Source organism: Novipirellula caenicola (assembly GCF_039545035.1).
Classification (GTDB): domain Bacteria; phylum Planctomycetota; class Planctomycetia; order Pirellulales; family Pirellulaceae; genus Novipirellula; species Novipirellula caenicola.
The window spans coordinates 801,257-823,138 of sequence record NZ_BAABRO010000001.1; the positions used below are offsets into that span (position 1 = coordinate 801,257).

Here is a 21,882-nt window from a genome sequence, read left to right on the forward strand (position 1 = left end):
ACTCGCCCCAGCCGCGACAGGCGGTCTATCTTGATGGGTTTCTTGGGAATTTACGAAGGCACGTCGGCGATTACGAACGCATACTTTTATTGCGAATTAGCGGTTTTCCGCACGGCGGCAATTCAGGTCGCTGCCCAAATTACGTGTGCCCATACGGACACCTTTTTGGGGATACGTTTCCCAATCACCAACCACTGCGTAACCGCTACTGGCAACGCAATCGTCATATTTTCAGACGGGAATGAGTGTGGCTACCCAATAGTCCGATGACAGCAAAGAAGCATTCTCGGTGATGCGGGAGCCATCCGGGGTGCCCACACCTTTTCCACGGGAATCTCCGTCCAGTGCATCTCATTGAACAAGTTGGTTCAGTTCCATGGCTCGCGAATTTGATTTCTATCCCTTAGAAGACCGCATCCTTCTCAGCGGCGACGGTCTAGAGGCGAGCGAGGGCGCCGGTGATGCCGCGAACGACATCGATCTTGATTTAGCGGCTGCGTTATTGCAACAAATCGATGACGCGGATGGAACAGCGATCGATTCGACAACACTCATTGCGTCGCAGCCAAGTACAAATGACGACACCAGCGTAACCGGGTCGACTGACACCCTTGTCGATGTTCCCACTTTTGATCCAGCCAATCCAATCGAGGTGGTGTTTGTTGATTCGCGTGTCGAAAATGCGGACGCGTTCATTGCAGATCTACGCGATGGTGCGGAAGACCAAACGCAGTGGTTGATCATCCGGCTTGATTTGGCACGTGATGGCATCTCACAGATCAGCGAAACGATGGCATCGATCACCGGCGTCGATGCGATCCATTTGCTTAGCCATGGCGATGGCGAGAGCATTCAATTGGGATCGACGCGGCTTGATGCGCAGTCGAGTGAGGCTTATGCGGGCGACATCGCACGCTGGGGGCTATCGCTTGATGCCGATGCCGAAATCCTGATTCACCATTCGGAACTTGCAAGCAGTGCCGACGGCGGAAACCTTGTCGACGCGATCACAGCTTTGTGCGACTGTAGCGTCTCACTCGCCGATGGCGGTACGGAACACGCACCGCCAGCCATCGATTGGAGTATCGAGTCATCGAGCGATACGTTCGTATCAAGCACGATCGATGTAGCCACGAAGCATGAAGTGGTTTTCGTCGACACGACGGCAGAGGACTACGAGCAATTGCTGAGCGACCTGCTCTCACAGAAACAGGACGGCCGGCGAGTTGAAATCGTTTTGCTCGACAGCGAACGCGATGGGATCGAGCAAATCAGCGAAACGTTGGACAAGCTCGACTCCATCGACGCAGTCCACTTTGTCACGCATGGTACCGATCGTGCGGTCAAGTTAGGCGGAACGTGGCTGCAGTTAGACAATCTTAATCACTACGCGTCACAATTTGCCAATTGGGGCGACTCGCTTGCCAGCGGCGGCGACCTGCTGTTTTACGGTTGTGATCTGGCGTCTGCCGACGCAGGTCAGCAGATACTCAATTGGATCCATACGTTGACCGGTGCGGACGTCGCGGCCAGCACGGATGCGACCGGCAATGCATTGCTCGGCGGCAACTGGGTGTTTGAATACGAACTCGGCAGCATTGAGACGGGCGTCGTATTCAGTAGCGACCTACAAAGCCAGTGGCAGGGGTTGTTGGCGACGTTCACCGTGACCAACACCAACAATTCGGGCGGAGGGTCGTTGCGGCAAGCGATCCTCGACGCGAATGCGCTCGCTGGCACCGACACGATCAATTTCAGCATCACCGGGGCAGGTGTCCACACCATTAATCTCACGACCGCTTTGCCCTCGATCACTGAAACACTGATCATCAATGGTTTGAGCGAGCCGGACTACGTCAGCACCCCGGTCGTGCGAATCGATGGCGCGGCAAGCGGCTTTAGCGGCATCACGATTGCGGCGGGCGGTGCGGGCAGTACGATCCAGGGGCTGATGATTACCGGCTTTACCGTGGATGGGATCCATGTTGCATCGGGCGCAAACAATGTGACGATCGCGGACAACTGGATCGGTACCGCAGGCACCGGTACGACCGGTATTGGGAACAGTGGTGTCGGAAACAGCGATGACGGGATCGATATCGCCGGATCCAATGCCAGTATTTTACGCAACGTGATTACCAACAGCGGCGACGAAGGGATCACCATTGTCGGCTCCGGCGTCACGGGGCACATCATTCAAGGCAACATCATTGGACTAGACCCTGATGGGGCGACGGGCAGCGGCAACACGGATGTCGGGATCGCCCTCATCTCCGGCAGCGGCAACACGATCGGTGGCACGACAGCAGCTCAGCGAAACGTGATTTCGAATAACTACGAAGGTATCGAAATCAATACGTCGAACAATATCGTGCAAGGCAACTATATCGGCACCGATTCCACAGGAACGCTCGATCGGGGTAATCGAAATAGTGACGGGGTTGAAGTCAATTCGGGAACCGGCAACCAGATCGGTGGAACGGCGGCCGGCGCCGGCAACGTCATTTCTGGAAACGCCGGCGACGGTATTCAGGTAAACTCCGGAGCATCAGGAACGATCATCCAGGGTAACTTTATCGGCACCAATGCGGCCGGAACCGCTGCGATCGGCAACGATGACGATGGCGTCAGCGTGATGTCGGGTTCGTCCAACAATACGATCGGCGGCTCGACCGCGGCGGCTCGCAACATCATCTCAGCCAACGCCGCGACGGCGATCTATATCGAAGGATCGAACACCGTCGTGCAAGGAAACTACCTCGGCACCGACGTCACCGGAACCGTGGACCTGGGTAACACCAAAGTCACAACCTCCGAGGGGACCATTCGCATCACCAATGCCACCGGCGCGACGATTGGCGGTACCGACGCAGAGAACGAAGGAAACATCATTGCCTTTGGCGGTGGCGACGGCATCCTGTTGCAAGGATCCAGCACCGGCATTGCGATTCTCGGCAACTCGATTCACTCGCATGCCGGGTTAGGAATCGATTTGGGTGACAATGGTGTCACGACCAACGACGGCCAATTCTCCGACACGCCCGACCAAGATACCGGTGCGAACAACCTGCAAAACTTTCCGGTGCTCTCGTCGATCACCGCGGGCCCCACGCCGGCTGTGTTTGGTTCGCTCAAATCGACCCCCAGTCGCACGTTTCGCATCGAATTTTTCGCTAGCTCCAGCGGCGACGCCAGTGGCTATGGCGAAGGGAAGCGGTTCATTGACTCGATCGAGGTCACGACCAATGCCACCGGCGATGCCACCATTGGTCACTATCTAGACGGCTTCATCGCCACCGGTGAAACCGTCTCGGCGACCGCCACGGATTTGACAACCAACGAGACGTCCGAATTCGCGGCCAACATTACGGCAACCAACAATGCGCCGGTTTTGAACAGTGGGCAAACCCCCGTACTGACTGCGCAAAGCGAAGATAGCGGTCCGCCATCCGGAACCGTCGGATCGTTGATCTCGTCGCTGGTCGATTTTGCCTCACCGTCGGGTCAAGTTGACAATGTCACCGATTCCAATCCTGGTGCGGCATTAGGGATCGCGATCACGGCCGCCAACACCACCAACGGCAGCTGGTACTACAGCACCGATGGCGGCAGCAATTGGAGTGCGCTCGGCTCGGTCAGCAATACGAACGCACGCTTGCTGGCCGCCGATGCCGACACTCGGATCTATTTCCAAGCCAATGCCAATTACAACGGCACTGTCACCAACGCCATTACCTTCCGTGCTTGGGACCAAAGTACCAATAGTAATGGCGATTTAGCAAGCACTTCAAGCAACGGCGGATCGACCGGCTTTTCAACCGCGACCGACACCGCCAACCTAGTCGTGACCGCTGTCAACGATGCCCCGGTATTGAGTAGCGGTGCGCCCGCCGCAGTCAACGTCAGTGAAGACAGCGCCAACTCATCTGCCGTCTCGCTGGGGATGAGCGGTTTGAGCTACGGTCCCGGTGGCGGTAGCGACGAGTCGGGGCAAACATTGACCTACACCATCACCAACATCCCGTCACACATCACGCTGTGGAAAGCGGATGGGACGACGCAGGTCAACAATAGTGCCACGCTGACACTTTCCGAACTGCAGGGACTGAAATACAAAACCGTCGCCAACGCGTTCGGCAGTGGCAACCTGACTTGGACCGTTCAAGACGATGGCGGCACCGCCAACGGCGGCAGCGATACGCTGGCCCAATCGCTCGCCATCACCGTCAACGCGGTCAACGACGCTCCGGTGGCGGTCGATGATTCCTATTCGGTCGACGAAAACGGAACGTTGGTGGTCGGCCCGAGCACCGACAATCTGGCCAACCACTGGGAATTCGACGAAGGGGGCAGCAACCAAACCACTGCTGACTCGGGGTCCCTCGGAAACGATGCCACCTTGGGTGCCGACGCCGCCGCGAACTCCGACGATCCTGCATGGACCAGCGGCCATCTCGGTTCAGGTGCACTTTCGTTCGATGGATCGAGCGATTACGTCGCCACCTCCAGCACGGTGCTCAAGACCGCGACCAGCTTTACGCTATCGACGTGGTTCCAAACCGACAAGACGTCCGGCCAGCAGCATATCTTGTGGCAAGGGTACAGCGGCGGCAATGGCTACGGATCCGGCCCCGGTACTGCGGCGCAGTCCGAGATGGGGCTGACGATCGGAACTTGGGACCAACCCAACAAACTCGTTTTCTTCATGGGGTACGACGTACCGACCAATGGCGCCGATCCGATTTATATCGTCTCGGATTCAGATTTCACCGACACGACCCAATTCCACAATGTCGCCGTCGTCGTGACCGATCTTGGTGGGGGGACTTACCAAGCATCGCTGTACGTTGACGGCGTGCTCGAAGGGACCGACACCGGGACGGAAAACGACCGCTCGGCGTGGGGTTCGCTGCAAATCGGCAAACCGGGCGCCAACACGCGGTATTTCGATGGACAAATCGATGACGTCCGCATCTATGACACCGCGCTGACGGAAACCGAGGTCCAAAACATCGCCCACTCCGGCGTTTTACAAAACGATACGGATGTCGATAGCAACGCGTTAAGCGTTAACACCAGCCTCGTGACAGGGCCGAGCAACGGCACGCTGAACATCAACGCCGATGGATCGTTCCGCTACACGCCCGATACCAATTTCAGCGGCACCGATACCTTTACCTACCGGACCAACGACGGCACACAAGATTCCAACGTCGCCACCGTCACCATTACGGTCAACTCGACCAATGACGCCCCCGTGACCACCGCGTCTGGAGGCACGACCGCTTATACCGAAAACGCGGATGTCACCGTGATTGATTCGGCATTGACGATCACCGATGCAGATCTAGGTGATTTTGATGGTGGATCGTTGAGCGTGACGATCTCGGCGAATGGCTCGGCAAACGACCGTTTGATGATTGTCCCAGGCGGCAACATTACGATGACCGGGACCGACGTCTACCACAGCGGTGTGTTGGTCGGCAGCGTCAGCGGCGGGCTGGGAACGTCGCCGTTGGTGATTTCGTTCAACGCCAATAGCACACCAGGAATCGCCCAAGAAGTCGGCCGGCAAGTCGGCTATTTCAACGTATCCGACTCGCCGTCAACCACCGCACGCACGGTTGACTTTGTCGTAGCCGATGGCGACGGCGGAACCAGCAGTACCGCTCAGAAACAGGTTTCGGTGGCCGCCGTTGCTGATGCCCCGATTGCGGTCGACGACCATCACGGATTGTCGTTCGATGGCGTGGATGACTACGTCAATCTGGGCAGCGATCCAGGGTTGGAATTCACCAACACGATGACAATGGAACTGTGGGCGCGGCCGACGGCCTATCCAGCCTCGTCGAGCTTGTTACTAAACAAAGAAGGCGAGTACGAGATCGGCATTTCGTCGACCGGGACGCTGATGTGGGCCTTTGCCAATACCGACCCCGGATGGGCTTGGCATGACACCGGGTATGTGCTGCAACTGAACGAGTGGTCTCACATTTCGGTGACCTACGACAACGGTACCGTCAACGCGTACGTCAACGGCAACACGGTCGAAACCTATTACGGCAGCGGATCGATCGGCGATGCGCATGCCGATAAAGATGACTTGCGAGTGGGTGGCCGCGAAAACAATCCGGCCGGCAAATACTTTAGCGGCGAGATCGACGATGTACGCGTTTGGAGCACGGCGCGCACGCAGACGGAAATCCAAAACAATCTCGATCAAACCCTCACCGGAAACGAAACCGGGCTGGCCGGCTATTGGGCCTTCAACGAAGGCAGCGGCAGCATCGCGTACGATTCCACCAGCAATGCGAACCACGGAACGTTGACCGATGGGGCCGCCACCGGAGCACCAACGTGGACCGGCTATAGCACCAACCAAGATTCCGCCATCAATGTTGCCGCAAACGCCGGCACGCTTTCGAACGATGTCGATGGCGAGGGCGATCCACTTAGCGTCAGCGCCGTCCAAGGCTCGGCCGCCAATGTCGGCAGCGCTATCGTACTCGGATCGGGAGCCACGGTCACGGTCAATGGCGACGGCAGTTTTGACTATGATCCCAACGGCGCGTTTGACTATCTCGATGCCGGTGAAACCGCGACCGATACGTTCACCTACACCGTCAGCGATGGTAACGGCGGCAGTGATACTGCGACCGTTTCGATCACGATCACCGGCATTAATGACGCTCCGACCATCGTCGCCGATTCGGATTTCGATGACGTGGGCAATCAAGTCATCGATTTCCAAGGTGGCGATGACACGATTCTGTTGTCGGGATTGCCGGTCAATACCGCAGCGGGAACCGATGTGACAGTCGAGTTCTGGATGAACTGGGATGGCACCGACAACGTGATGCCGTTTGGTTTCGGATCCTACGACCTGTGGTTCTCAGGTGGGAATTTTGGATTCAACTCGGGCAACGGCGACCTTTACGGAATCAGTGCGGCCGGTCTAGAAACCGGTTGGCACCACATCACCGCGGTGTTTCGAAACGGCGATTTGACCGGCAGCCGTTTGATCATTAACGGTGTCGAGCAGACGATGACCCAGCGTCAAAATTCGCCCAACAACGGCAGTGCCTACGCTTCGTCAACGGCAAAGATCTCGGGCTGGAACAGCAACACTTCGTACAAGTTTGATGGCCAGATTGACCAAGTCCGGATTTGGAATGGCGGTCGCAGTGAATCGCAGGTCCGCGCCGACATGCATCAGGAACTCTCCGGCCCCCAAACCGGATTGGTCGCTTCCTACTCGTTCACCGGCGCCACCACGGGTGCAGGCGGCGTGATCGACGACAGCGGCAACGGCCACCACGGCACGATGTCCGGTATGACCGCAGCGAACGTGATAGCCGGCAGCAATTTTGCAAATTTAGGCGACCAAACCGTCAACGAAGACGACCTAGTCACGCTCGAGGTCTCTGCGTTTGATCCCGAAAATGCCGCCCTCACGTATACGTGGACGCAAACCTCGGGTCCCGCCGTCACGCTCAGCGATGCGAACGCCGAAAAACCAACCTTCACCGCGATCAACCAGCCCTCGGACTATCAGCTCGTCTTTACCGTGGACGCATCCGACGGAACCAATACCACTACCGAAACCGTCACGATCACGGTCAACGCGATTAACGATGCCCCTAGCGGTGTGGATAACACCGTCGGCACACTCGAAGACACCGACATTACATTCACCGCTGCCGACTTTGGGTTCAGCGACGCGGCCGAAAGCCACAATTTCAATGCGGTTCGCATCACCACCCAAGCGACCAACGGGACGCTTTACATTGATACCGACGGCGATGGAATCATCGACGCGGGCGAGACGGTGGTCGCCGGTAACTATGTCAGTATCGCCGATATCAATGCAGGGCGATTGAAGTACAAACCGCTGGCCAATGAGAATGGAACGGCGTATGCCGAGTTCACGTTCCAAGTGCAAGACGATGGGGGAACCAGCGGTGGCGGTCAAGATACCGACACAACCCCAAACACGATGACCATCAATGTCACCGCCGTCAACGATGCTCCGCTGCTCGATGACACCGGCACGATGAATCTATCGACCATTACGAAATATCAAACCGACAATGATGGTCAATCGGTTGCGTCGATCATTGCCAGTGCGGGTGGTGACCGCATTACCGATCCCGACGCCGGCGATGGCGAAGGGATCGCAGTCACCTCGCTTTCAAGTGGCAACGGAACATGGCAATATTCTACCGATGGCGGAAGCTCGTGGAACGCGATCGGCACGGTGACCACTTCATCCGCGCTGTTGCTTCGCGATACGGATCGCATTCGCTTTGTTCCTAACCCCGCGAGCGGCACGACTGCTAGCTTCACGTTCCAAGCTTGGGATCAAACCAGTGGTGTCGTTGGAACCAAAACCGATGTGACCACCAACGGAGATGCAACCGCATTTAGCACCGCTAACGAGACCGCCAGCATTACGGTGATCGATGCCAACGCGGCTCCTGAGCTTGACAGCAGCAAGGATCCGGCACTCGATGCCATCAACGAAGATGCCGGAGTTCCATCCGGCGCAGTGGGCACCTTGGTATCATCGCTTGTCGATTCTGCCACGCCCGCGGGGCAGGTGGATAATGTTACCGATGCCGACAGCGGCGCGGCGTTGGGGATTGCCATCACCTCGGTCGATACCAGCAATGGAACCTGGTACTACTCGACCGATAACGGCAGCACGTGGAATGCCATGGGGAGCGTCAGCGATGCAAACGCACGTTTGCTGGCTGCCGATGCAAACACCCGCATCTATTTCCAACCCAATGCGGACTATTCTGGAACGCTCGCCAACGCGATCACGTTCCGGGCCTGGGACCAAACCAGCGGCAGCAATGGGGGAGTCGCTGACACCAGTTCGACCGCGGGAAACTATCTAGACACGTTTGGCTCTGCGTCGTACAGCAACAATGATGGGTCGCTCTCGTGGTCGACCGATTGGATCGAAAACGACAGCGGTGGCGGTGGTGCGTCAGGCGGCAAGTATTTCATTTCCGGAGGCTTGCTGAACGTAGGTGAATCAAGTGCGAGTAAATACATCTATCGCGAGGCGAATTTAAGTTCCGCAAGTACCGCGACGCTTTCATTTGATCTGGTCACCAACAATTTGGGAGGAGGTGGAGCGATTCATGCTCAAGTCTCGTCCAATGGCGGCAGCACCTGGACAACGCTGTTAGCGATTACATCGGGAACAGGAACGGGGACGAAGAGTTTTGACATTTCATCGTACATCGCGTCGAACACACAAATCCGTTTCTATGACAACAACGGTGGCGGGAAAGAGATCCTGGTCGACAATGTCCAGATCGCAGTGACAACATCGCTATCGGGTGGAACCACCGCATTTTCATCGGATACCGATACCGCAAGCTTGGTTGTCAATCCGGTTGCCGATCCGCCATCGGTGACCGGCGCCAGCACGAACGAAGACACTCAGTCGGCAAGCGGATTGGTGATCACCCGGAATGCCGCCGACGGCTCCGAAGTGACTTACTACAAGATCACCGGCATCACCAATGGCACGCTCTACAAGAACGACGGTGTCACGCAGATCACCAACGGATCGTTCATCACGATTGCCGAAGGCAGCGCGGGACTAAAATTCACTCCCGATGCGGACTTTAACGGCACCGGTAATTTTACGATCCAAGCGTCTACGACCAATGATGACTCGGGACTGGGCGGCGGTACCACGGTCGCCAACGTCACCGTCGATGCCGTCAACGATGCCCCGGTCAACACGGTGCCTGGCACGCAATCGATTGCCGAAGAAACGACGACGGCGATCAGCGGCATCTCGATTGGCGATGTCGACGCTGCAAGTGGCAATTTGACCACACGATTGCAAGTCACCGCGGGAAGCGTCAACGTCACGCTCTCGGGAAGTGCTACGATCAGCGCGGGAACCAACGGCAGCGGTGATCTGACGATCCAAGGCACCGTGGCCGATATCAATGCCACGTTGGCGTCGTTGACTTACACCGGCAACACCGATGTCACGGGAACCGCGGCTGACACGTTGACGATCACGACCAACGACGGTGGAAACACCGGGTCCGGCGGTGCACGTCAAGACGTCGATACGATTCAAATCGACATCACCCCGGTCAACGACACCCCAGTGGTCAGCGGGCCTGGCAGCGCGTTGTCAGCCACCGAACAAGTCGGTCTGGTCATCGAAGGGACTGGGTTTACCGTCACCGATGTCGATGCGGCTAGCGGCACGATGACCGCCACGATCAACGTCGGCGAAGGTGCAATCACCGTTGCCGAAGGGGATTCGGGGATCACGATCAGCTCGGGTAACGGCACCGCAACGGTAACCATTACCGGAACGCTCGCTCAAATTGACAACCTACTTACCGGCGCGGGCACCGGCACGATCACCTATCTCAATAGCAGCAATACCCCGAGCGAGTCGACGACAATCACCGTCACTGTCAACGATGGTGGCAACACCGGCGCCGACCCAGGACTAACCGGCGACGGATCGAGCGAACAGGACTCAGCAAGCCAGACGATCAACATCACTGCCGTCAATGACGATCCAACCAACGCCGGTTCGTTACCAAGCGATATCAGCGTGACCGAGGATGTCAGCAGCAATGTCGATCTGTCACAGATCAATTTAAGTGATGTCGATCATGGCGGCGGCAATTTGACCGTGACATTGACCACGTCGACGGGCGGATCGTTAACGGCATCCAGCGGTGGCGGAGTCACGATCGGCGGCAGTGGTAGCGGCACACTGACGTTGACCGGAACGCTGGACGATCTGAACACTTACCTCGATGCTGCCAGCAACATTCAATACCTGCACTCGACTGCGAATTTGAATGGGGACAACGCCGATTTAATCAACGTCAAGGTCAATGACAACGGCAACACGGGAACCGGCGGCGGAACGGATATCGATTTAGGTAACGTCAATGTCGACATCACGGCGGTCAATGACGCACCGCTGCTGGACAACTCCCAAACGTTCACTCTCAGCGATATCAGCGAAGACGATACCAACAACGCCGGCCACACGGTCGCCTCGATTATCGCGAGTTTGTCGGGCGACCGGATCACCGATGTCGATGCCAGCGCTAGCGAAGGGATCGCGATCCGATCGATCAGCGGCGGCAATGGAACATGGCAATATTCGCTCGACGGTTCCTCCTGGACCGATGTCGGCACGGTCACCACCAATACTTCGCTGCTGCTACGGTCGAGTGACTACCTTCGCTATGTTCCTGATGCGATGAATAGCGACACGTCATCGGTATCGTTTGTCGCCTGGGACCAGACCACCGGCACCGAAGGCACCAAGGTCAACACGACGGCCACCGGTGGAACGACCGCGTTTAGCGACAATGTCGGCACCGCCCAGATCAACGTGACCGCGGTCAACGACGCGCCAACGATCACCGATTCAGCCACCGTTAGTTTGCCGGGAACGAACGAAGACACTCCATCCACTCCCACCAGCGTCAATTCGATCTTGTCGTCGGCTGGTTGGGCGGACGTCGATACGGGCGCCGCAAAGGGAATCGCGGTCACCGCGGTTAGCAGCAACGGAAACTGGCAATATTCGACCGATGGAACGAATTGGACCTCGTTCAGCGGGATTACCGCCAGCAACGCGCTACTACTGAGTGCGTCGACGCAAATTCGTTATCAACCCGACACGCTTAACGGCGAAACCGCCACATTTGATTTTGTCGCGTGGGATACCACCTCGGGATCCGCTTCGTCATTCGGTTCACCGTCGTACGCTAACCCAGGCAGCGGGGGCGGAACATCCGCCTATTCAAGCGAAACGGCTACCGCATCGACGGTGGTCACCGACGTCAACGACGCCGTGGTCGCCGTGGCGGATAGTGACACGGCCACCGAAGCGGGCGGCGTCGCCAATGCATCGGCCGGCAGTAATCCGACCGGCAACGTGCTCAGCAATGACATCGAATACGACTCGGGCGATACGCTCAGCATCACCGGCGTGGCCGCGGGCACCGTCGCCTCGGCATCAGGCAATGTCAATTCGAGCGTCACGGGAACCTATGGCGGTATCGTCATCGATGCCAACGGCAACTATACCTACACGGTCGACAACAACAACGCGATCGTGCAAGCGCTGCGAACGTCGGGCGATACGATCACCGATACGTTCACCTACACCGTTCAAGATTCCGGTGGGTCCTACTCGTCGACGCAAATCGTGATCACGATTCAAGGACAAAACGACGCTCCCGTCGCGGTCACCGACAATGCGACTGCGATCGAAGCAGGTGGCGATGGCAACGCCAGTGCTGGAACAAATCCGACCGGCAATGTTTTGACCAACGACACCGACGTCGATTCCGGCGATACCAAAACGGTCACGGGGGTCACCACGGGGGTCGCGGGCTCGGCCAGTGGCAACGTGGCTTCGTCGGTCACCGGCAGCTACGGCAGCATCACGATCAACGCCAATGGATCGTACAGCTACAACGTCGACAATAACAACTCGGCGGTCCAGGCACTGCGAACATCGTCCGATACGCTGCAAGACGTGTTCACCTACACCATGACCGACACGGACGGTGCGACATCGACCACGCAAATCACCGTCACCATTCAAGGTCGAAATGATGATCCGGTGGCGGTTGATGACAACATCGTCGCGTCCGAGGCGGGCGGAACCAGCAACGGAACCGCCGGAACCGATCCGACCGGTAATGTCCTTAGCAACGATACCGATGTCGATTCGGGCGATACCAAAACCGTGGTCGGCGTAGCAGCAGGTTCACAAAGCACTGCTTCGGGATCGGTAGCCACCAGTGTCACCGGCTCGTATGGTTCGATCGAAATCGATGCCAGCGGGGCTCACGTTTACACCGTCGACAACAATAATTCTGCCGTCCAGGCGCTGCGAACATCGGGGGAATCGCTGTCCGAAGTCTTTACGTACACAATCCAGGACGCCAGCGGTGCGGATTCCACAGCGGAAGTCACCGTCACAATCACCGGTGCCAACGACGCGCCCGAGGCTGTCGCCAATGCGGCGACCGCCACCGAAGCCAGCGGAATCTTAAACAACATTTCGGGAACCGATCCGTCGGGCAACGTGCTAACCAATGACACCGACGTCGACGCCGGCGATACCAAAACGGTGACCGGCGTCGCCACAGGCGTTCAAGCCTCGACGTCCGGCAATGTGGGCAGCACCGTGGTCGGCACCTATGGATCGTTGGTGATCAATGCCAACGGTAGTTACACCTACACGCTGGACAACGACAACGCCGCGGTCGAAGCGTTAAACGATGGCGACACGCTTTCGGAAACGTTTTCTTACACGATGCAAGACACGGCGGGATTGGCGTCGACCACGCAATTGGTGATCACCATCGATGGTCGCACCGATCTGCCGGTTGCCGAAGCCGACCACGCCACCTCCGAAGAAGCGGGCGGAGTCGCCAATGCGACGCCGGGTTCGAATCCCTCGGGCAACGTGCTCGACAACGATGCATCCAACAACGGCAAAACGGTCGTTGGCGTTGCAGCCGGATCGACGGGATCAGCTAGCGGCAACGTCGGTGTCACAGTGACCGGGACCTACGGAACCGTCGTCATCAACAGCGACGGTACCTACACCTACACGCTGGACAATAACAACGCTGCGGTCGAAGCCCTGCTTAGCTCCGGCGATCACGTCACCGACATCTTTACCTACACGATGGAGGACACGTTTATGAACGTGTCCTCGACCGAATTGACGATCACGGTGGATGGTCAAAACGATGCTCCCGTGACCACGGACGACACCTCGATCGCCGTCGAAGCGGGTGGAGTTGCCAACGCCACGGCGGGCAGTAACGCAACCGGCAATGTGCTCGCTAATGACACTGATGTGGACGCGGGCGACACAAAATCGGTAATCGGAGTTCAACTAGGTACCGTCGGATCCGCGTCGGGATCGGTTGGGGCGTCGGTGGCGGGTAACTATGGCCAAATCGTGATCAACAGCGACGGCAGCTATACCTACACCATCAACCAAAACAACGCTGCCGTCCAAGCCCTTCGAACCGCTAGCGACACGCTGCAAGAGGTCTACACCTACACGATGCATGACACCGCGGGGCTCGAATCGACCTCGCAAGTCACGATCACCATCCAAGGATCCAACGATGCTCCCGTCGCGGTCGTCGACACCGCAACCGCGTATGAAGCGGGCGGCAGCGGCAATGGCACCGCCGGCGCCGATCCCAGCGGCAACGTATTGACCAATGACACCGATGTTGACAGCGGCGATACCAAAACCGTGGTGGGCGTGGCGGTGGGAGTCCAAGGTTCCGCGTCGGGTTCGGTCGGGACGATGGTCACGGGGTCATATGGCTCGATCACGCTGAACTCCGACGGCAGCTACACCTACAACGTCGACAACAACAACGCCGCGGTCCAGGATCTGCGAACCAGCGGTGAAAGTCTCGATGATGTCTTCACCTACACCATGGAAGACACCGACGGTCTGAGTTCCACGACGCAGATTACCGTTACGATTCGTGGTACCAACGACAATCCCGACGTGGTTGCTGACACAGCAACGGCGGTGGAAGCCGGCGGCACGGCAAACGGTACCGCAGGCAGCAACCCGACCGGCAACGTGCTGGCCAACGACAGCGACCAGGATGCTGGCGATACCCTCGTCGTCAGCGGAGTGACAGCCGGCACCGCCGGATCGGCCACCGGCTCGGTCGGATCAAGCGTCGCGGGTTTGTATGGTTCGATCAACATCGCCTCGAACGGCAGCTACAGCTACACCGTCGACAATAACAATCCGCTTGTTCAGGATCTTTTGAGCAGCAGTGACACGCTAACCGACATTTTCACCTACACGGTCGAGGATCTTTCGGGCGCGACGTCCACCACCCAAGTCACGATCACCATCCTAGGGGCCAACGATGCTCCGGTGGCCATCGTTGACAGCGCCCATGCCTACGAAGCTGGCGGCGTTGCCAACGGCACCGCGGGCACCGATCCGTCGGGCAACGTGCTCAGCAACGATGACCAAGTCGACTCGGGCGACACGTGGACGATCACCGGTGCGGCACAAGGCGTCGTGGGATCAACCAGCGGTTCGGTCGGTTCGGCGGTCACAGGAAACTACGGCACCATCACGATCAACTCCGACGGTAGCTACACGTACAACGTCGACAACAACAATGCAACCGTCCAGGCACTGCGAACGCCTAGTGACACGCTGACTGATGTCTTCTCGTACACCGTATCGGATGCTGCGGGACTCGAATCAACCGCCCAGATCACGATCACACTGCATGGGGCGAACGATGATCCCATCGCCGTCGTTGACACTCCCACCGCGGTTTCGGCGGGTGGGTACGCTGGCGGTACCCCCGGGACCGATCCGACCGGCAACGTTTTGGCCAACGATACCGATGTCGACTCGGGTGATACCAAAACGGTCGATGGCGTGGCCGCCGGAGTGCAAGCGTCGGCAAGCGGTTCGGTGGGCTCGGCCGTCACCGGCAGCTATGGTTCGATCACCATCGCCGCCAATGGCGTCTACACCTACACCGTCGATAACAACAACGCCGCCGTGCAATCGCTGCGGACCAGCAGTGATACGCTCACCGACGTGTTCACCTACACAATGATCGACGCCGACGGCGCGGCCTCGACCACTCAAGTTACGGTCACCATCCAAGGGGCGAACGACGCTCCGGTTGGCTTCGACGATACGGCGACCGCTGTCGAAGCAGGTGGAGTAGGGAACGCCTCCGCGGGCACCGATCCAACTGGCAACGTGTTGACCAATGACACCGATTTGGACTCGGGCGATACAAAAACGGTCAGCGGCGTTGCGGCCGGCTCGCAAGCCAGTGCGTCGGGATCGGTGGCCACCGGAGTATCGGGAGCGTACGGCGATATCACGATCAATTCCGATGGTTCCTACAGCTACGTCGTCGACAACAACAACGCCGCGGTCCAGGCACTCCGAACCTCAGGTGACACGTTGACCGATGTGTTCACTTACACGATGGTCGACACCGACGGACTCGATAGTACCGCTGAAATCACGATCACGATCCAAGGCAGCAATGATAACCCGGTTGCGGCCGCCGATACGCCAACCGCGGTCGAAGCCGGAGGACTGGCCAATGGCACCGCTGGGACAAATCCGACGGGCAATGTGCTTGCCAATGACACCGACGTCGATGCGGGCGATACCCAAACGGTGGCGGGCGTCGCAGCAGGCGTGCAAGCATCGGCGTCCGGCAGCGTCGGTTCGTCGGTAACCGGATCGTACGGCTCGGTGACCATCAACTCGGACGGTTCGTATACCTACGTCGTGGACAACAGCAACACCGATGTCCAGTCGCTTCGAACCGCAAGCGATACGCTCCAAGACGTGTTCACCTACACGATGGTGGATGCATCGGGTGCGGATGCAACCACGCAGATTACGATCACGATCCAAGGCCAAAACGACACGCCAACGGCCGTGGTCGACAGTGCGATCGCGGTCGAAGCGGGCGGTACCGCCAATGGGACCGCAGGCACGAATCCGACCGGCAACGTGTTGACCAATGACACCGATGTCGACTCGGTGGCAAACGGCGAAACGAAATCGGTCAGCGGCGTCGCTGCCGGAGTGACCGGATCCGCATCCGGTTCGGTGGCATCGTCGGTTTCTGGTTCATACGGTGCGATCACAATCAATTCGGATGGATCGTACAGCTACATCGTTGACAATAACAACGCCTCGGTGCAAGCACTTCGCAACAGCGGTGACACGCTGGACGATGTCTTCACCTACACGATGACTGACACAGGCGGATTGACGTCGACCACACAGATCACGATCACGATCCAAGGCCAGAATGACGCTCCGACCGCCGTGGCGGACAACCCGATCGCAGTCGAGTCCGGCGGGCTAGCCAACGGCACCGCGGGCACCGATCCGACCGGCAATGTATTGACGAACGATCTTGATCCTGATTCAGCCGCCAATGGCGAAACGAAAACGGTCTCGGGGGTTGCCGCCGGTGTGGCGGGATCGGCATCCGGATCGGTCGCGACTTCGGTGACGGGTTCCTACGGTGCGATCACGATCAACTCCGATGGATCGTATGCCTACGTGGTCGATAATTCCAACACCGACGTTCAAGCGCTTCGTAACAGCGGTCAAACGCTCGACGACGTGTTTACCTACACGATGGTCGATGCGGACGGTGTCGCCTCGACGACTCAAGTCACGGTCACGATCCAAGGCCAAAACGACACGCCGACTGCCGTGGCCGACAATGCGATTGCGGTCGAAGCTGGCGGCACGGCCAATGGAACTGCGGGAACGAATCCCAGCGGCAACGTGTTGACCAATGACACCGATGTCGACTCGGTGGCAAATGGCGAAACGAAATCGGTCAGCGGCGTTGCTGCCGGAGTGACTGGTTCCGCATCCGGTTCGGTGGCATCATCGGTCACGGGTTCGTACGGTGCGATTACGATCAATGCCGATGGATCGTACAGCTACGTCGTCGACAATAATAACGCCGCCGTGCAAGCACTTCGCAACAGCGGTGATACGCTGGACGATGTCTTCACCTACACGATGACTGACGCAGGCGGATTGACGTCGACCACACAGATCACGATCACGATCCAAGGCCAGAACGACGCCCCGACCGCCGTTGCGGACAACCCAATCGCAGTCGAGTCCGGCGGGCTAGCCAACGGCACCTCGGGCACCGATCCGACCGGCAATGTGTTGACCAACGATCTTGATCCAGATTCAGCCGCCAACGGCGAAACCCAAACGGTCACGGGGGTTGCTGCCGGAGTGACCGGATCGGCATCCGGATCAGTCGCGACCTCGGTGACGGGTTCCTACGGCGCGATCACGATCAATTCGGATGGATCGTATGCTTACGTGGTCGACAATTCCAACACCGACGTACAGGCCCTTCGTAACAGCGGCCAAACGCTCGACGATGTGTTTACCTACACGATGGTCGATGCGGACGGCGTCGCCTCGACGACTCAAGTCACGGTCACCATCCAAGGCCAAAACGACACGCCGACCGCCGTGGCGGATAGTGCGATCGCAGTCGAAGCTGGCGGCACGGCCAATGGGACTGCGGGAACGAATCCCAGCGGCAATGTGTTGACTAACGACACCGATGTCGACTCGGTCGGCAATGGCGAAACCAAATCGGTCAGCGGCGTTGCCGCGGGCGTAACCGGTTCCGCATCGGGATCGGTGGCATCATCGGTCACGGGTTCCTATGGTGCGATCACGATCAATGCCGAAGGGTCGTACAGCTACGTCGTCGACAATGACAACGCCGCCGTGCAAGCGCTTCGCAACAGCGGGCAAACGCTCGATGACGTGTTCACCTACACGATGACCGACGCGGGCGGATTGACATCGACCACGCAGATCACGATCACCATTCAAGGAGCGAACGACGCTCCCGTCGCCGCTTCGGACAATCCGATCGCAGTCGAAGCGGGGGGTGCCGCCAATGGAACTGCCGGAACCAATCCCACCGGCAACGTGCTGACCAACGACACCGATGTCGATTCGGTCGGAAACGGCGAAACAAAAACAGTCAGCGGGGTTGCGGCCGGCGTGACCGGATCGGCATCGGGTTCGGTGGCATCATCGGTCACGGGTTCCTACGGTGCGATTACGATCAATGCCGATGGGTCGTACAGCTACGTCGTCGACAACAACAACGCCGCGGTCCAGGCGCTTCGCAACAGCAGTCAAACGCTTAACGATGTGTTCACCTACACGATGACCGACGCTGCCGGAGCGACCTCGACCACTCAGGTCACGGTCACGATTCAAGGCCAAAACGACACGCCCACGGCGGTCGCGGACAACGCGATCGCGGTCGAATCAGGCGGACTCGCAAACGGAACGGCCGGAACCGATCCAACCGGCAACGTCCTTGCCAACGATACCGACGTCGATTCGGCAGGCAACGGCGAAACGAAAACGGTCAGCGGCGTTGCGGCCGGAGTGACGGGATCTGCATCGGGTTCGGTGGCATCATCGGTCACGGGTTCCTATGGTGCGATCACGATCAATGCCGATGGATCCTACAGCTACGCCGTCGACAACAACAACGCCGCAGTGCAAGCACTTCGCAACAGCGGGCAAACGCTCGATGACGTGTTTACCTACACAATGACCGATGCGGCGGGATTAACCTCGACCACGCAGATCACGGTCACCATCCAAGGCCAAAACGACACGCCGACCGCAGTGGTTGATAACGCGATCGCAGTCGAAGCCGGCGGATTGAACAACAGCTCGGCGGGAACCAATCCGACCGGCAACGTGCTGACCAACGATACCGACGTTGACTCGGTCGGAAACGGTGAAACCAAAACGGTCAGTGGCGTTGCGGCTGGCGTGACGGGATCGGCGTCCGGTTCGGTGGCCTCGTCGGTCACGGGTGCCTACGGTGCGATCACCATCAATGCCGATGGTTCCTACAGCTACGTCGTCGACAACAACAACGCCGCGGTCGAAGCACTGCGAAACAGCGGCGACACGCTGGACGACGTGTTCACCTACACCATGACCGACGCGGCGGGACTGACCTCCACCACGCAGATCACGGTCACCATTCAGGGCCAAAACGACACCCCGATCGCAAACGCCGACAACGCGACCGCGGTCGAAGCGGGTGGCACAGCCAATGGTACCGCTGGAGTCGATCCGACGGGCAATGTGCTGACCAACGACACCGACGTGGACGCCGTCGGCAACGGCGAAACCAAAACAGTCAGCGGCGTGGTCGCTGGAACGGCCGCCAGCGCGAGTGGTTCGGTCGGATCCAATGTCACCGGTGTCTACGGTGCCATCGTCATCAATTCCGATGGTTCGTACAGCTACGTCGTGGACAACAGCAACGCAGCGGTCCAGGCCCTTCGCACCAGCTCGGACACCTTGACGGACGTGTTCACCTACACCATGGTCGATGCATCGGGGGTGCAATCCACCGAGCAGGTGACGATCACCATCCAAGGCCAAAACGACGCGCCGCACGATATGACGGCGACCGGGATGACCATTGACGAAGGACTCGCCAACGGACAGCTTGTTGGCACAATCACTGCCGACGATATCGACACCGGCGATACCGCACTGTTTACGCTGACCAATGACGCCGGAGGCCGATTTACGATCGATTCATCGGGGAACGTCCGCGTTGCCGATTCGAGTCAACTCGATTACGAGTCCGCCACTCAGCACGACATCACCGTGCGTGTGCAGGACGCTGCCGGGGCCACGTATGACGAAACCTTTACGGTCTATTTGAACGACGTCAACGAATACAACGTCGCCGCGGCTACCGACACCGATGGAAACCCGAACCAAGTCAATGAAAATGCGGCCTTGGGAACCACGGTCGGGATCACCGCGTTGGCGGTCGACCCCGACGCAACGACCAACACCGTGACGTATTCGTTGTCAGACGACGCAGGGGGACGATTCGCGATTGACTCGGCCAGCGGAGTTGTGACCGTTAGCGGCCCGGTGGATTACGAAACCGCAAACAGTCACACGATCACGGTTCGAGCCGACTCGAGTGACGGTTCCACTAGCTTTGCGAACTTTTCGATCACGGTGATCGACGTCAACGAAGCTCCGGTGGCCAACGGCGACAATTACTCGATCAACGCCGGAGAGACACTCACCCTGGCGGCTCCGGGTGTATTGATCAACGATTCCGATGTTGATGGCAATCCGTTACAGATGCATTTGGTTTCCGGACCAAGTCATGGGGTGCTCAGCACGTCGGCCAACGGAAGTTTGGTCTATACACCTAGCGGTGCCTTCTTTGGCAGCGATACGTTTACGTACTACGCCAGCGACGGCAGTTTGGACAGCAACGTCGTTACCGTTACGATCACCGTGCTTGCCGGCGGCGGTGGCTCGGGTGGCAGCGGGTCAGGCGGAAGTGGCTCGGGCGGCAGTGGATCCGGAGACGGCGGATCGGGCGATGGCAGCGGCGACACCAGCGGAAGCGGAGATACCAGCGGTGGTGATTCAGGCGATGGAGACAGCGGTGACGGCGATGGTGGTTCAACAACCACCGGGGCGGTCCCCTTGGTCCCCGACAATGTGACGACTCCGACACAGAACGATGACACGTCAAACGACAAAGACTCATCCAAGCCATCCACCTCGGCGTCCAGTCGCGAATCCGCCATTCAAATGGCGGAGAGCAACCAAGAAGAAGCGAGCAACGGTTTCGAACGGAACGGATTTACGTGGGGCGGTGCCTCGAACATGCATATGAAGCGAGGCAATGTTCAGATGTCTCATATGCTGGATCAGTTGTTGGTCGTCGACTTGGTGCAAGCGATCCAATGGACGGAATGGAACAATCAGAGTTCGGTGGCTACCGAAGACTCGACGTTCTTCGGCGCTGGCGAGATCGGCGGCCTCGGAGTCGGTGCGGGGCTCGCTTCGGTCGGTTATGTCTTGTGGGCACTCCGAGGCGGCGTGTTGTTAACGACCATCTTTGGAAGCATGCCTGCGTGGCGAATGATCGATCCCTCTGCACTGTTATCGGTCTATCGTGATGCCGACGGCGTTCGCAAATCCAAGGCCGACGTGACCACGTTCTTGGACTAAGCGAGTCGTGCGTCCGCAGCGATTGCAGCGGCGTTGCCGCGACTCACTGTTTCGGCCCTTCACCCCCAATGACCCGAAACGGGCAAGTCCGTCGCTTTGCAACCATTTCGCTCCGATGCCACAGAGAGCGAATCGCGGTCCACAACAAGTCACCTCTCCCGAGCGCAGCTTGGGATGAGGTCGGACGGGCCCACAGGCCTCGTCCGGGTGAGGGC

At 58.5% G+C, this 21,882-nt stretch carries 1 protein-coding gene; it reads left to right on the top strand.

Features of this window, described 5'->3' with window-relative positions; translation table 11 throughout:
• Positions 1–376: 376 nt before the first annotated feature.
• Positions 377–21,667: a VCBS domain-containing protein gene (locus tag ABEA92_RS02790; protein ID WP_345682268.1), complete on the top strand. Its 21,291-nt coding sequence runs from the start codon at positions 377–379 to the stop codon at positions 21,665–21,667.
• Positions 21,668–21,882 lie beyond the last annotated feature (215 nt).